At 72.0% G+C, this 14,107-nt stretch carries 8 protein-coding genes; all 8 read left to right on the forward strand.

Annotation, left to right across the window (positions count from 1 at the left end; genetic code table 11):
• Window positions 1–115: 115 nt before the first annotated feature.
• The 8 genes from ABZ659_RS32430 (at window position 116) to ABZ659_RS32465 (ending at window position 14,074) form a co-directional block, all read left to right on the forward strand.
• Complete coding sequence (locus ABZ659_RS32430; protein ID WP_360227354.1) at window positions 116–550, forward strand: ATP-binding protein; 435 nt, start codon at window positions 116–118, stop codon at window positions 548–550.
• A 343-nt stretch (window positions 551–893) separates the two neighbouring features.
• Entirely contained in the window at window positions 894–3,311 is a 2,418-nt protein-coding gene (locus tag ABZ659_RS32435) for a sodium-translocating pyrophosphatase (RefSeq protein ID WP_360227357.1), read from the forward strand.
• Between the two features lie 194 nt (window positions 3,312–3,505).
• Window positions 3,506–4,108 carry a small secreted protein gene (locus ABZ659_RS32440; protein WP_360227360.1) on the forward strand — a complete coding sequence of 201 codons (603 nt, stop codon included), beginning with the start codon at window positions 3,506–3,508 and terminating at the stop codon, window positions 4,106–4,108.
• Between the two features lie 67 nt (window positions 4,109–4,175).
• Window positions 4,176–5,705 carry a methyltransferase gene (locus tag ABZ659_RS32445; protein ID WP_360227363.1) on the forward strand — a complete coding sequence of 510 codons (1,530 nt, stop codon included), beginning with the start codon at window positions 4,176–4,178 and terminating at the stop codon, window positions 5,703–5,705.
• A 277-nt stretch (window positions 5,706–5,982) separates the two neighbouring features.
• On the forward strand, window positions 5,983–6,180 hold the full coding sequence (locus ABZ659_RS32450) for a hypothetical protein (protein WP_360227366.1): 198 nt from the start codon (window positions 5,983–5,985) through the stop codon (window positions 6,178–6,180).
• A 268-nt stretch (window positions 6,181–6,448) separates the two neighbouring features.
• Window positions 6,449–9,385, forward strand: coding sequence for a type I DNA topoisomerase (gene topA / locus ABZ659_RS32455; RefSeq protein WP_360227369.1), 2,937 nt, complete (start codon window positions 6,449–6,451; stop codon window positions 9,383–9,385).
• 160 nt (window positions 9,386–9,545) lie between these two features.
• Window positions 9,546–12,710, forward strand: a complete 3,165-nt coding sequence (tmk, locus tag ABZ659_RS32460) for a dTMP kinase (RefSeq protein ID WP_360227372.1) — start codon at window positions 9,546–9,548, stop codon at window positions 12,708–12,710.
• A gap of 158 nt (window positions 12,711–12,868) precedes the next feature.
• The gene (locus ABZ659_RS32465) at window positions 12,869–14,074 is read left to right on the forward strand and encodes a DNA polymerase III subunit delta' (RefSeq protein ID WP_360227375.1); all 1,206 of its coding nucleotides are present in this window, start codon (window positions 12,869–12,871) and stop codon (window positions 14,072–14,074) included.
• Window positions 14,075–14,107 lie beyond the last annotated feature (33 nt).

A 14,107-nucleotide genomic window follows, 5' to 3' on the forward strand; every position in this document is an offset into this window, starting at 1 on the left:
GCCGCGCCGGTGGTGCGGCGGCCCGGGGTGGGCGTGGTGACCGTGCTGGGCAGCGGGGGGCGGGCGCTCGGCGGCCCGGCCCCCGACAGCACGCCCAAAGCTCCGAGGGGGATGCATGGCCACCGTCGAACTCCGCTTCAGCGCGCTGCCCGAGCACGTGCGGACCGCCCGTCTGGTGGCCGCCGCGGTGGCACGCAGGGCCGGGGTGGACGAGGCCGTCCTCGACGAGGTCAGGCTCGCCGTCGGCGAGGCGTGCACCCGTGCGGTGGGGCTGCACCAGACCGGTGGCATCACCGCGCCGGTGAAGGTGCTGCTGATCGAGGAGGAGAAGCAGTTCTCCATCGAGGTCGGCGACGAGGCGCCCCATGTGACCCCCGCCGAGCGCGCGGCCGGGGTCGAGGTGCCGGACGCGGAGGCCGAGGAGGACGAGATGGGCCTCGCGGTCATCAGCGGCCTCGTCGACGACGTCGAGGTCACCGCAGGGGAGCAGGGCGGGTCGATCAGGATGACCTGGCCGACGACGCCTCCGGCGACCGCCGTGCTGCCCTGAACACCAGGCTCCCGCGCGAGGCCACAACCGATCACTACCCCGAAGGGCCCCACCGTGTGGGGCCCTTCGGCATGTGCGACTCGTGATGTCTGTGCCTAGAGTGAAAGCGCACGGTAATTCGTGAAGCAATTCACGAACTACGGCCTGATCTCATCCACATGCTTCAAAGGCATTACGCCAAAAGGGTTCGGTGAGTTGTCGCGATCTTTTGCCGAGGAACAGCCGAGGAACGACTGAGGAACAAGTGAAGGCGAATTCCGCTTACCGCGCACTGTTTTGATCAGGCTAAGATCCCTAGAATCCGTCCACATCTTGAGCTCAGCCCAAGCGTCAAGGAGGACGAATGGCGGGGCTTTCTACCCCTCATCAGCTGGACGACCCCACTACCTTCGCGGCCGCAGTGCTGACCGACGACAACCGTGTCATCGTGATGGTCATCGCGGCCGTCGCGCTGGCCGCGCTGGTAGTCGCCGGTGTGCTGCTGCGGCAGGTGCTCGCCGCAGGCGAGGGCACCGACAGCATGAAGGAGATCGCGGCGGCGGTCCAGGAAGGCGCGAACGCCTATCTGGCCCGGCAGTTGCGCACGCTCGGCGTATTCGCCGTGATCGTTTTCTTCCTGCTCATGCTGCTGCCCGCGGACGACTGGAATCAGCGCGCCGGACGGTCGGTGTTCTTCTTGATCGGCGCGGCGTTCTCGGCGGCCACCGGCTATATCGGCATGTGGCTCGCCGTGCGCAGCAATGTGCGGGTCGCCGCGGCGGCCCGTGAAGCGACTCCGGCGGAAGGCGAGCCGGAAAAGGATCTCACCGAGGTTTCGCACAAGGCGATGAAGATCGCTTTTCGTACGGGCGGTGTGGTCGGCATGTTCACGGTGGGCCTCGGCCTGCTCGGCGCCTCCTGTGTGGTGCTGGTGTACGCCGCCGACGCGCCGAAGGTGCTGGAGGGCTTCGGCCTCGGCGCCGCCCTCATCGCCATGTTCATGAGGGTCGGCGGCGGCATCTTCACCAAGGCCGCCGACGTCGGCGCCGACCTGGTCGGCAAGGTCGAGCAGGGCATCCCGGAGGACGACCCGCGCAACGCCGCGACCATCGCCGACAACGTGGGCGACAACGTCGGCGACTGCGCGGGCATGGCGGCCGACCTCTTCGAGTCGTACGCCGTGACCCTGGTCGCCGCGCTGATCCTCGGCACGGCGGCCTTCGGCGACTCCGGGCTGGCGTTCCCGCTCCTCGTTCCCGCCATCGGGGTGCTCACCGCGATGGTCGGCATCTTCGCGGTCGCCCCGCGGCGCGCCGACCGCAGCGGGATGAGCGCGATCAACCGCGGGTTCTTCATCTCCGCGGTGATCTCCCTGGTGCTGGTGGCGCTGGCCGCCTTCGTCTACCTGCCGGGGACGTACGGCGAACTGGACGGCGTCACCGATGCCGCCATCCGGGCCAAGGACGGCGACCCGCGGATCCTCGCGCTCGTCGCGGTGGGCATCGGCATCCTGCTCGCCGCCGTGATCCAGCAGCTCACCGGCTACTTCACCGAGACGACCCGGCGTCCGGTGCGGGACATCGGCAAGACCTCGCTCACCGGCCCCGCCACCGTCGTACTCGCCGGTATCTCGGTGGGTCTGGAGTCGGCCGTCTACACCGCGCTGCTGATCGGGCTCGGGGTGTACGGGGCGTTCCTGCTCGGCGGTACGTCGATCATGCTGGCGCTGTTCGCGGTGGCGCTGGCCGGGACCGGTCTGCTCACCACGGTCGGTGTGATCGTCGCGATGGACACCTTCGGGCCGGTCTCCGACAACGCGCAGGGCATCGCCGAGATGTCCGGCGACGTCGAGGGCGCGGGCGCGCAGGTGCTCACCAACCTGGACGCGGTGGGCAACACCACCAAGGCCATCACCAAGGGCATCGCCATCGCCACCGCCGTCCTCGCGGCGTCGGCGCTCTTCGGGTCGTACCGGGACGCCATCACCACCGGCGCGCGCGACGTGGGCGAGAAGCTCAGTGGCGAGGGCGCGCCCCTGACCCTGGCGATGGACATCTCGCAGCCCAACAACCTGGTCGGGCTGATCGCGGGCGCGGCGGTCGTCTTCCTCTTCTCCGGGCTCGCCATCAACGCGGTGTCGCGGTCGGCGGGCGCCGTGGTCTTCGAGGTGCGGCGGCAGTTCCGCGAGCGGCCCGGGATCATGGACTACAGCGAGAAGCCGGAGTACGGCAAGGTCGTCGACATCTGTACGAGGGACGCGCTGCGGGAGCTGGCCACGCCGGGTCTGCTCGCGGTGATGGCGCCGATCTTCGTCGGGTTCACCCTCGGGGTCGGCGCGCTGGGCGCGTTTTTGGCGGGCGCGATCGGGGCGGGCACGTTGATGGCGGTGTTCCTCGCCAACTCCGGTGGCGCGTGGGACAACGCCAAGAAGCTGGTGGAGGACGGTCATCACGGCGGCAAGGGCAGCGAGGCCCATGCCGCGACCGTCATCGGCGACACGGTCGGCGACCCCTTCAAGGACACCGCGGGCCCCGCGATCAACCCGCTGCTGAAGGTGATGAACCTGGTGGCGCTGCTGATCGCACCGGCGGTGATCAAGTTCTCCTACGGCGAGGACGAGAACATCGGCGTACGGGTCCTGATCGCGGCGCTCGCCTTCGTGGTGATCGTCGGCGCGGTGTACGTCTCCAAGCGGCGCGGGATCGCCATGGACGAGGACGAGGACGACGCCGGTTCGGCGGATCCCTCGCCCAAGTCGGCCGATCCGGCGGCGGTTTCGTAGGGAGGTTCGGTCCGGACCGGCTCAAGGGGCGGGCGGGTGGCGCGCGTTGGTGCGTCACCCGCCCGCCCCATGATGTTCACGCCTTCTCCGTGAGCCTTCTCTCGCCTGGTACGAAACCCTGCAATGATGGTCATATCGGACGCTCGCCGTACATTTGTCTTCCACCTGGCGTGTATGTTCCGGGGCCGAGAGCCATGGAAGGGACCCATCCGGTGAACAAGAAGCTCGCGGTCGCACTGTCCGGCGGTGCGGTACTGGTACTCGCGCTGACGGGATGCGGCGGGGACGACACCAACGAGAAGCTGGACGCCTGGGCCAAGGAGGTCTGCGACGGCGTACAGCCGCAGGCCAAGAAGATCGCCGACGCCAATGCCGCGATCCAGAAGCAGACCTCGGACAACAGCAAGCCGGAGGACGTCCAGAAGACCGACTCGCAGGCGTTCCAGGACATGTCCGAGGCGTACAAGGCGATCGGCGCGACCGTGGACAAGGCCGGGGCCCCGGACGTCGAGGACGGCGAGAAGAAGCAGCAGGACGCCGTCAAGGAGCTCAACGGCATCTCCTCCTCCTACGCCTCCCTCAAGAAGCAGGTCGACGCGCTCGACACCAAGGACCAGGCCAAGTTCGCCGACGGCCTCAAGGACATCGCCACCGAGCTGGAGAAGCTCAGCAAGAGCGGCAACGACGCCCTCAGGACGCTGGAGGAGGGCGAGGTCGGCCAGGCGATGAACCGCCAGGAGAGCTGCAAGAGCGCCACCGCCTCGGCGTCGGTGTCGGCGCCCGCGACGGAGGGCTGAGGGAGCCGGGGCGGCGTCCCCGCGCGCGTGTCGGTGCGGGACCGGGGGCGCGCGTCACAATGGGGGCGTGAGTAACGCCACCCTGCCTCCGCTGCCCGCAACCGACCGCCCCGACGTCACGGCCCGGCTGCGTGACGCCCTGCTCGGCGCCGCCTTCACCGCCGACGGGCTGCTCGAACTGCTCGGCGCGCCCGCGTACGCGGCGCTGGCCCGTAGCGAAACGGTGCCCGCGCTCCGGGCGACCCGCGGCGACACGCCGCTGGAGACGCTCGTACGGCTGTTCCTGCTGCAGCAGCCGGTGCCCCACGCGCGCGTGGCGGACGTGCTGCCCGTCGACGGGTGCCTGGAGAGCGGCTGGCTGGTGCGGGTCGGCGGCTCCGGCGCGGACGAGGTGGCGGCGACCGTGGACGTACGGCCGTACGGCGGGCCGGGCGGCGAGGACTGGTTCATCGTGTCGGACCTGGGCTGCGCGGTCGGCGGGGCGGGCGGCATCGGCAGGCGGGACGCGGGCGTCGTCCTGGGCGTCGGCGGCGCGTCGACGACGCTCGCCGGGATCACGGTGCGTACGCCCGTCACCGCCGCCCTCGACCTCGGCACCGGGTCCGGCATCCAGGCCCTGCACGCCGCCCAGCACGCCACGCGCGTGACGGCGACCGACGTCAACCCGCGCGCGCTGCACGTCACCGCCCTGACCCTCGCGCTGTCCGGCGCGCCGGGCGCGGAACTGCGTGAGGGGTCGCTGTTCGAACCGGTCGGGGAGGGGGAGGCGTACGACCTGATCGTGTCGAACCCGCCGTTCGTGATCTCGCCCGGCGCCCGGCTGACCTACCGGGACGGCGGGATGGGCGGGGACGATCTGTGCCGCTCGCTCGTTCAGCAGTCGGGGGAACGGCTGAACATGGGTGGGTTCGGGCAGTTCCTCGCCAACTGGCAGCACGTGGCAGGGGAGGAGTGGCAGGACAGGGTGCGGTCGTGGGTGCCGCGCGGCTGCGACGCCTGGATCGTGCAGCGTGAGGTCCAGGACGTCACGCAGTACGCGGAGTTGTGGCTGCGGGACGCCGGTGACCACCGGGGCGACGCGGCCGAGTACCAGGCGCGGTACGACGCGTGGCTGGACGAGTTCGAGGCACGGAAGGTGAGGGGGATCGGATTCGGCTGGATCACCCTGCGCAGGACGGGGGCCGCGGTGCCCTCGGTGACGGTCGAGGAATGGCCGCATCCGGTCGAACAACCGCTCGGCGACACGATCCGGGCGCACTTCGAGCGGCTCGACCATCTCCGCGCGCGGGATGACGCCGCCCTGTTGGAGGAGCGCTTCCGGCTGGCCGCGGAGGTCGTCCAGGAGCAGGTCGGGCTGCCCGGGGCGGAGGACCCGGAGCACGTGCTGCTGCGTCAGAACCGCGGTATGCGCCGGGCCACCAAGGTCGACACGGTCGGCGCGGGCTTCGCGGGCGTCTGCGACGGCACGCTGACCGCGGGGCGAATTCTGGACGCCATCGCGCAACTGGTGGGCGAGGACCCGGTCCTGCTGCGGGACCGCACTCCGGCGCAGATCCGGTTGCTGGTGGAGCAGGGGTTCCTGGACCTGGTGGAGTGAGGGAGGAGCGCCGACCCGCCGGTGTCCGGTCCTGATCCCCCCTTCTTCTGATCTCCCTCACTACACCGTGTCGATGTGACCAATCCGGCCATACGGCATCCCGGCCGCCGTCCGGGCGTCTTCGACGTCGGCGGCGGCCACCCGGCGGCCCACGCCGGCCCGGCTCCTCGTGACCGTCGCCCCCGCGTTCACCTCAGGTTCGCCTGGGCGCAGTCCGCGCGTGTCAACCTCCGGTGGACTGGGCACTCGGGACCGGAGAGAAGGGGCGCGCGCGGCCATGGAGAGCGGACCGGCGATCTTCGCGGGCATGGTGTTCGCCCTGTTCGGAGGCGGCTTGTTGGTGTGGACGGCGGCCCGGGCGCGACACCGCGAGCCCGTCGCCCACGGTGTGAGCCCCATCGCATCGGCGGCCGTCGCGAGCGTCGCCGGAGTGATCGCACTGGCCGTCGGCGCGTGGTGCTTCACCCGCCTCTGAAGACGTCGGATGCGCTTGTCACCGGGTACGCGGGCACGGCGCGACCCGTAACTGGGAGATAACGCTCCGGTACGTCCTGAAGGCGCCGGTGTCGACGCTGGGCGGCAGGAATGGCGGGAGTCGGGTTACCGTTCGAGTGGCCGTTGCGGGCTTTTCCCGTTTGACACGGGGGCGGGATGTACCGTCACACTCCGCAGCGTCACCCGTACCCACCCCCCGGGACGAACACCTGGGGAGGCCCCAGCGTCGACCGGAGAGAAGAGCGAAGTTGTCCCCGACCAGCGAGACCGCGAAGGGCGGCCGCCGACTCGTCATCGTCGAGTCGCCTGCCAAGGCGAAGACGATCAAGGGCTATCTCGGCCCTGGCTACGTCGTCGAGGCGAGCGTCGGGCACATTCGCGACCTTCCCAACGGCGCCGCCGAGGTACCCGAGAAGTACACCGGCGAGGTCCGCCGCCTCGGTGTGGACGTCGAACACGACTTCCAGCCGATCTATGTGGTGAACGCCGACAAGAAGGCCCAGGTCAAGAAGCTCAAGGACCTGCTGAAGGATTCCGACGAACTCTTCCTCGCCACCGATGAGGACCGCGAGGGCGAGGCCATCGCCTGGCACCTCCAGGAAGTCCTCAAGCCGAAGATCCCGGTCAAGCGCATGGTGTTCCACGAGATCACCAAGGACGCGATCCGGGCGGCCGTGGCCAACCCGCGCCAGCTCAACCAGAAGCTCGTCGACGCCCAGGAGACCCGCCGCATCCTCGACCGCCTCTACGGCTACGAGGTCTCGCCGGTGCTGTGGAAGAAGGTCATGCCGCGGCTGTCCGCGGGCCGTGTCCAGTCGGTCGCCACCCGGCTCGTGGTCGAGCGGGAACGCGAGCGCATCGCCTTTCGTTCTGCTGAGTACTGGGACCTGACGGGCACCTTCTCCCCCACGCTCGACTTCGCTCGCGCGGGGGGACCCCCGTCCGGCCGCGCGGGGGACGCGTCGGACCCGTCGTCGCTGGTCGCCCGCCTCCAGACCGTCGACGGCAGGCGGGTCGCGCAGGGCCGCGACTTCGACTCCCTGGGCCAACTGAAGAGTGCGAACACCCTCCACCTCGACGAGGCGAACGCCCGCGCCCTCGTCACCGCGCTGGAGAACACCCGGTTCTCGGTGCGGTCGGTCGAGTCCAAGCCGTACCGCCGCTCGCCGTACGCCCCGTTCCGTACGACGACGCTCCAGCAGGAAGCCTCGCGCAAGCTGGGCTTCGGCGCGAAGGCCACCATGCAGATCGCGCAGAAGCTGTACGAGAACGGCTACATCACGTACATGCGTACGGACTCGACGACCCTGAGCGAGACGGCGGTGACCGCCGCCCGCGCCCAGGTCACCCAGCTGTACGGCGCCGACTACCTGCCGCCCCAGCCGAGGACGTACGCCGGGAAGGTCAAGAACGCGCAGGAGGCGCACGAGGCGATCCGCCCCTCGGGTGATCGTTTCCGCACCCCCGCGGAGACCGGGCTGACCGGCGACCAGTTCCGACTCTACGAGCTGATCTGGAAGCGGACGGTCGCCTCCCAGATGAAGGACGCGACCGGCAACAGCGTCACGGTCAAGATCGGCGGCGCCGCGGCCGACGGCCGGGACGTCGAGTTCAGCGCCTCCGGCAAGACGATCACCTTCCACGGCTTCCTGAAGGCGTACGTCGAGGGCGCCGACGACCCGAACGCCGAGCTGGACGACCGCGAGCGCAGGCTGCCGCAGGTCAGCGAGGGCGACCGGCTCACCGCCGAGGAGATCACCGCCGACGGGCACGCCACCAAGCCGCCCGCCCGCTACACCGAGGCGTCACTGGTCAAGGAGCTGGAGGAGCGCGAGATCGGCCGCCCGTCGACGTACGCGTCGATCATCGGCACCATCCTCGACCGCGGCTACGTGTTCAAGAAGGGCACGGCACTTGTGCCGTCCTTCCTCTCCTTCGCCGTGGTCAACCTCCTGGAGAAGCACTTCGGTCGGCTCGTCGACTACGACTTCACCGCCAAGATGGAGGACGACCTCGACGCCATCGCCCGGGGCGAGGCGCAGGCCGTGCCGTGGCTGCGGCGCTTCTACTTCGGCGAGACCGCCTCTGGCAGCGGCTTCGCCGCGGGCGGAACCGGCGGCGCGGCCGACGCGGGCAACGGCGACGGCGACCACCTCGGCGGCCTCAAGGAACTCGTCACCGACCTGGGCGCCATCGACGCCCGCGAGGTGTCCTCGTTCCCGGTCGGGAACGACATCGTGCTGCGGGTCGGCCGCTACGGCCCGTACATCGAGCGCGGCGAGAAGGACACCGAGCAGCACCAGCGCGCCGACATCCCCGAGGACCTGGCGCCGGACGAGCTGAGCGTGGAGCTGGCGGAGGAGTTGCTGGCCAAGCCCAGCGGCGACTTCGAGCTGGGCACCGACCCGGTGTCCGGCCACGCGATCGTCGCCAAGGACGGCCGCTACGGCCCGTACGTCACCGAGGTGCTGCCCGAGGGAACCCCGAAGACCGGCAAGAACGCGGTCAAGCCGCGGACGGCCTCGCTGTTCAAGTCGATGTCGCTGGACACCGTGACGCTCGACGACGCGCTGAAGCTGATGTCGCTGCCGCGGGTCGTCGGTACGGACGCCGAGGGCGTGGAGATCACCGCGCAGAACGGCCGGTACGGCCCGTACCTGAAGAAGGGCACGGACTCGCGGTCCCTCCAGTCCGAGGAGCAGCTCTTCACGATCACGCTGGAGGAGGCGTTGGCGATCTACGCCCAGCCCAAGCAGCGTGGCCGCGCGGCGGCCAAGCCGCCGCTGAAGGAACTGGGCGACGACCCGGTCAGCGGGAAGCCCGTGGTGGTGAAGGACGGCCGCTTCGGCCCGTACGTCACCGACGGCGAGACCAACGCGACCCTGCGGTCCGGCGACAGCGTCGAGACGATCACCCCGGAGCGCGGCTTCGAGCTGCTCGCCGAGAAGCGGGCGAAGGCGCCCGCCAAGAAGACGGCGAAGAAGGCCCCGGCGAAGAAGGCCCCGGCCAAGAAGACCGCCGCCAAGAAGACGACGGCCAAGAAGACGACGGCCACGAAGAAGACGGCCACGAAGAAGACGGCTGCCAAGAAGACGACGACCGCCGCGAAGAAGACGACGACGAAGACGACGACGAAGACGGCCGCCAAGAAGGCGACCGCTTCCCAGGCGACGTCCGACGACTGAACCGCAGGTCGCACCGGGACGGGCGGCGCGGTCTGCGGTGCGGCGCCCGGCCGTCCCGCCCGTTCGCGGAACGAACGCCCCGGCATCGCTTCGATACCGGGGCGTTCGAACGTTCGGGTGAGGGCACTGGCGTGTCGGTGCGGGCCGATAGGCTGAAAGCATGACCCGAGCCGAGCAGCCCACGGCCCACCCTCCGGCCCCCGACGACGCCCTGGCCGCTGACTCCCGCGAGCGCGCCGTCCGCGCCCTGCTGCGCCGCCCGCAGCTGAGGCGGTTGTGGAGCGCACAGCTCGTGAGCGGGGTCGGTGACACCCTCGTACTGCTGGTGCTGGTCCTGCTGGCACTCCAGGCGGCGATCGCCGAGGGGTCCTTCGGGGGCGGCTACCGGGGCGTGGCGTTCGCAGTGGCGACCGTCTTCGCGGCGCGCGTGCTGGCGACGCTGCTCTTCGGCGCCGTACTCCTCGGCCCGCTCACCTCCCTCACCTCGCAGGACGGCCCGCTCGACCGCCGCTGGACCATGGTCGGCGCGGACGGGCTGCGGGCCGTCTTGCTGATCATCGCGCCGCTGTGGATCGACTGGACGCCGGACGACGCGCTGGCCTTCCTGCTGGTGACCGCGTTCGTGACGGGCGTGGCCGAGCGGTTCTGGACGGTGTGCCGGGAGAGCGCCGCGCCCGCGCTGCTGCCCGCCCCGCCCCCCGAGGGCGCGACGGTACGGCCGCTGCCGGACCACATGGACGCGCTGCGCCGCCTGTCCCTGCGGACGACGTTCGTGGCGATCCCCCTCGCGGGCGCCGCCCTGATCGTCGCGGGATTGTTCAACAATCTGCTCGGCGCCGGGATCGACTGGTTCGCACAGCACCAGGCGGCCCTCGCCTCGTACATCGCGGCCGGACTGTTCGCCGCGTCGCTGTCCGTGCTGACGTTCCTGGAGCTGCCCGACACGCGCACCCCGCGTCCGCGGTCCCCGCTGGAGGGCCTGCGCCGCCCCAGGACCGGTACCGGCCCGGACAAGGGCCGTACCGGCGCCGTCACGCTGCTGGTGCTGGCCGGCGCCTCCGTCGCCGGGGCGGTCGCGGCCGTCGTGGCCGTGTCCGTGCTGCACGCCAAGGACCTCGGCGGCGGCCCGGTCCTGTACGGCCTGCTGGTGCTCGCCCTGACCGGCGGTGTCGTCGTCGGCGTCCGTACGGCGCCGAAGGTGCTGGTGTCGCTGTCGCGGCGCCGTCTGCTGGCGTTGGCGATCGCCTTCACCGGCGTCGCGCTGCTGGCCGCCGGGATGGTCCCGGACGTCACCACCGTGCTGCTCGTCGTCGCGCTCGCCGGGGTCGGCGCGGGCGTCGCCGCCAGCACCGGCCACACCCTGCTCGACCAGGAGGCCGAGGACTTCCGCCGCGGCCGGACGACCGAACACCTGCACGCGGTGGTCCGGGTCCTGATCGCGCTCGGGGTGCTGGTCGCGCCGCTGGTCGCCGCGCTCATCGGGCCGCACCGGCTGGAGAACGGCAAGTTCGTCTTCGCGCACGGCGGGGCGGCCTTCACGCTGATGCTGGTCGGCGCGCTGCTGCTGCCGGTGGCCGCGCTGGTGCTCGCCAAGCTCGACGACCGCTCCGGCGTACCCCTGCGCAACGACCTGCGGGACGCGCTGCTCGGCGGCGACGAACCGGCGACGGCGCCCGCGGCGTCCGGCTTCTTCATCGCCCTGGAGGGCGGCGACGGCGCGGGCAAGTCCACCCAGGCCGAGGCGCTCGCCGAGTGGATCCGGGCCAAGGGCCACGAAGTCGTCCTCACGCGCGAGCCGGGCGCCACGCCGGTCGGCAAGCGGCTGCGCTCCATCCTGCTGGACGTGTCGTCGGCGGGACTGTCGCACCGCGCGGAGGCGCTGCTGTACGCCGCGGACCGGGCCGAGCACGTCGACACCGTCGTACGGCCCGCCCTGGAGCGCGGCGCCGTGGTGATCTCCGACCGGTACATCGACTCGTCGGTGGCCTACCAGGGCGCGGGCCGCGACCTGTCCCCGACCGAGATCGCGCGGATCTCCCGCTGGGCGACGAACGGGCTGGTGCCGCACCTGACGGTCCTGCTGGACGTCTCCCCGGAGGACGCGCGTGAGCGGTTCACCGAGGCGCCGGACCGGCTGGAGTCGGAGCCCGCGGAGTTCCACGCGCGCGTGCGGTCCGGTTTCCTGACGCTGGCCGCCGCCGACCCCGGGCGCTACCTCGTCGTCGACGCCGGGCAGGAGGCCGAGGCCGTCACGACGGTGGTCCGGCACCGGCTCGACCAGTTGCTGCCGCTCTCCGAGGCCGAGGTCCAGGCCCGCGAGGAGGCCCGCCGCAAGGCCGAGGAGGAGGCGCGGCGCAAGGCCGAGGAAGAGGCCGCGCGGAAGGCGGAGGAGGAGCGCCTGGAGCGTGAGCGCCAGGAACAGCTCGCCCGGCTGCGCGCCGAGGAGGAGGAGCGCAAGCAGCGCGAGCTGGAGGAGGCGCAGCGCCGCGAGGCCGAGCGGCAGGCGGAGGAGGCCCGGCAGCGGGCCGAGGAGGCGCGTCGACGGGCCGAGGAGGAGCGGCAGCGGCTGCTCGCCGAGGAGAAGGCGCGCGCCGAGGAGGAAGCCCGCCGCAAGGCGGAGGAGGAGCGTCGCCGCCAGCAGGCCGAGGAGGAGGCCCGGCTGCACGCCGAGGCGGAGGCGCGGCGCCTGGAGAAGCAGCGCAAGGCCGAGGAGGCGCTGCTGCGCGCCGAGGAAGCGCGCAGGGCGGCGGAGCAGGCGGCCGCCGCCGCGGCGACCGGCCCCCGGCAGCCGGCGCCGACCGTGGTCTCGCCGGAGGCGCTGACGGAGCCGACGCCGGTGATCAGCGCCCCGGACGCTGGGCCGAGTGCCGGGCTCCGCGCCTCCGACGCCGAGGCGACGACCGAGCTGCCGCAGCCGGGGGTGCCCTCGGGCGCGGCGGACGAGACGGCCGTACTGCCGCAGTTCACCCCCGGGGCCGCCGACGAGACGTCGGTGCTGCCGTCGGTGCCGGCGGGCGCGGCGGACGAGACCGCCGTACTGCCCCCGGTGCGGGCCGAGGACCCCGCGGACCGGGTGCCGTCGGACTTCTTCCGCAAGCCGGAGCCGGAGCCCCGTCGGCAGCCGGACGGGGGCGAGGACCGTACGCGCGAGCTGCCCCAGGTCGACCCCGACGGCACCTCGCGCCGCCGCCCGCGCTCCGACTGGGCCGAGGAGACCCCGCTGGACGACCTGCCGAGCCTGGCGGACGAACTGCTGGGTTCGTACGAGGACGAGGGGCACGAGGACGACGGCGGGGCCGGGGGCGGCCGGGGGCGCCGCCGCTGAGGCAGGGCGCCCGGCACGGATGCGCTGAGGGCGTCGGAGCGCGAGGGGGCGCGGCGTTGTCAGTGGTCGCCCGCACAATGGAAGCCGTGATGCGGGCTGTGCGCGAGAGGTGGGCGCGCGGCCCCGGGTAGGTGTGCGAGGGAAAGGCGGCGTGACCCATGACCGTGTGGGACGACCTGGTGGGCCAGGAGAAGGTGTGCGAGCAGCTCGCCGCCGCCGCTCGGGACGCCGACGCCCTGGTCACCGCCGTCGCCGCGAGCGAGCCGCTGCCCGAGACGTCGAAGATGACGCACGCCTGGCTGTTCACGGGCCCGCCCGGAGCCGGGCGTACGCAGACGGCGCGGGCGTTCGCCGCGGCCCTCCAGTGCGTCAGCCCCGACCGCGCCCTGGGCGGCGCCCCCGGCTGCGGCTTCTGCGACGGCTGCCACACCGCCCTGATCGGCACCCACGCCGACGTCTCCACGGTCGCCGCGGTCGGCACCCAGATTCTCGCCGACGACATGCGCGACACCGTCCGCAAGTCGTTCACGTCCCCGGCGAACGGACGCTGGCAGGTCATCCTCGTGGAGGACGCCGAGCGGCTGAACGAGAAGTCGGCCAACGCCGTCCTCAAGGCGGTGGAGGAGCCAGCGCCGCGCACGGTGTGGCTGCTGTGCGCCCCCTCGCTGGAGGACGTGCTGCCCACGATCCGCTCCCGCTGCCGCCACCTGAACCTGCGGACGCCCGCGGTCGACGCCGTGGCCGACATGCTCGTACGCCGGGAGGGCGTCGAGCCGGCGGTCGCCGCCGCGGCGGCCCGCGCCACCCAGGGCCACGTCGACCGGGCCCGCCGCCTCGCCACCGACCCGGCGGCCCGCCAGCGCCGGGCGACCGTACTGAGACTGCCGCTGCGCGTCGATGACGTGGGCGGCTGCCTGAAAGCGGCGCAGGAACTGGTCGACGCGGCGGCGGAGGACGCCAAGCAGCTCGCGGAGGAGACGGACGCCAAGGAGACCGAGGGGCTGAAGGCGGCGCTGGGCGCGGCCCAGGGCGGTCGGCTGCCGCGCGGCACGGCGGGCGTGGTGAAGGACCTGGAGGACAAGCAGAAGCGCCGCCGCACCCGCACCCAGCGCGACAGCCTCGATCTGGCCCTGACGGACCTCACGGCGTTCTACCGCGACGTCCTCGCCCTCCAGCTCGGCTCCCGGGTCGCGCTGGCCAACACGGACGCCGAGGACGCCCTGGAGCGGCTGGCGCGCGGCAGCTCACCGGAGTCGACGCTGCGCCGGATAGAGGCGATCGCCGGGTGCCGGGAGGCGCTCGACCGCAATGTGGCGCCGCTGCTGGCGGTGGAGGCGATGACGATGGCGCTGAGAGCGGGCTGAGCCGCGGGCTGAGCCGCGGGCTGAGCCGCGGGC

The organism is Streptomyces sp. NPDC006997 (assembly GCF_040635175.1).
Lineage (GTDB): Bacteria > Actinomycetota > Actinomycetes > Streptomycetales > Streptomycetaceae > Streptomyces.

What these genes read in the sequence shown, in the direction of transcription:
- ABZ659_RS32430 (WP_360227354.1), top strand. Translation starts at nt 116, where the DNA reads ATGGCCACCGTCGAACTCCGCTTCAGCGCGCTGCCCGAGCACGTGCGG.
- ABZ659_RS32435 (WP_360227357.1), top strand. Translation starts at nt 894, where the DNA reads ATGGCGGGGCTTTCTACCCCTCATCAGCTGGACGACCCCACTACCTTC.
- ABZ659_RS32440 (WP_360227360.1), top strand. Translation starts at nt 3,506, where the DNA reads ATGGAAGGGACCCATCCGGTGAACAAGAAGCTCGCGGTCGCACTGTCC.
- ABZ659_RS32450 (WP_360227366.1), top strand. Translation starts at nt 5,983, where the DNA reads ATGGAGAGCGGACCGGCGATCTTCGCGGGCATGGTGTTCGCCCTGTTC.
- tmk (WP_360227372.1), top strand. Translation starts at nt 9,546, where the DNA reads ATGACCCGAGCCGAGCAGCCCACGGCCCACCCTCCGGCCCCCGACGAC.
- ABZ659_RS32465 (WP_360227375.1), top strand. Translation starts at nt 12,869, where the DNA reads ATGACCGTGTGGGACGACCTGGTGGGCCAGGAGAAGGTGTGCGAGCAG.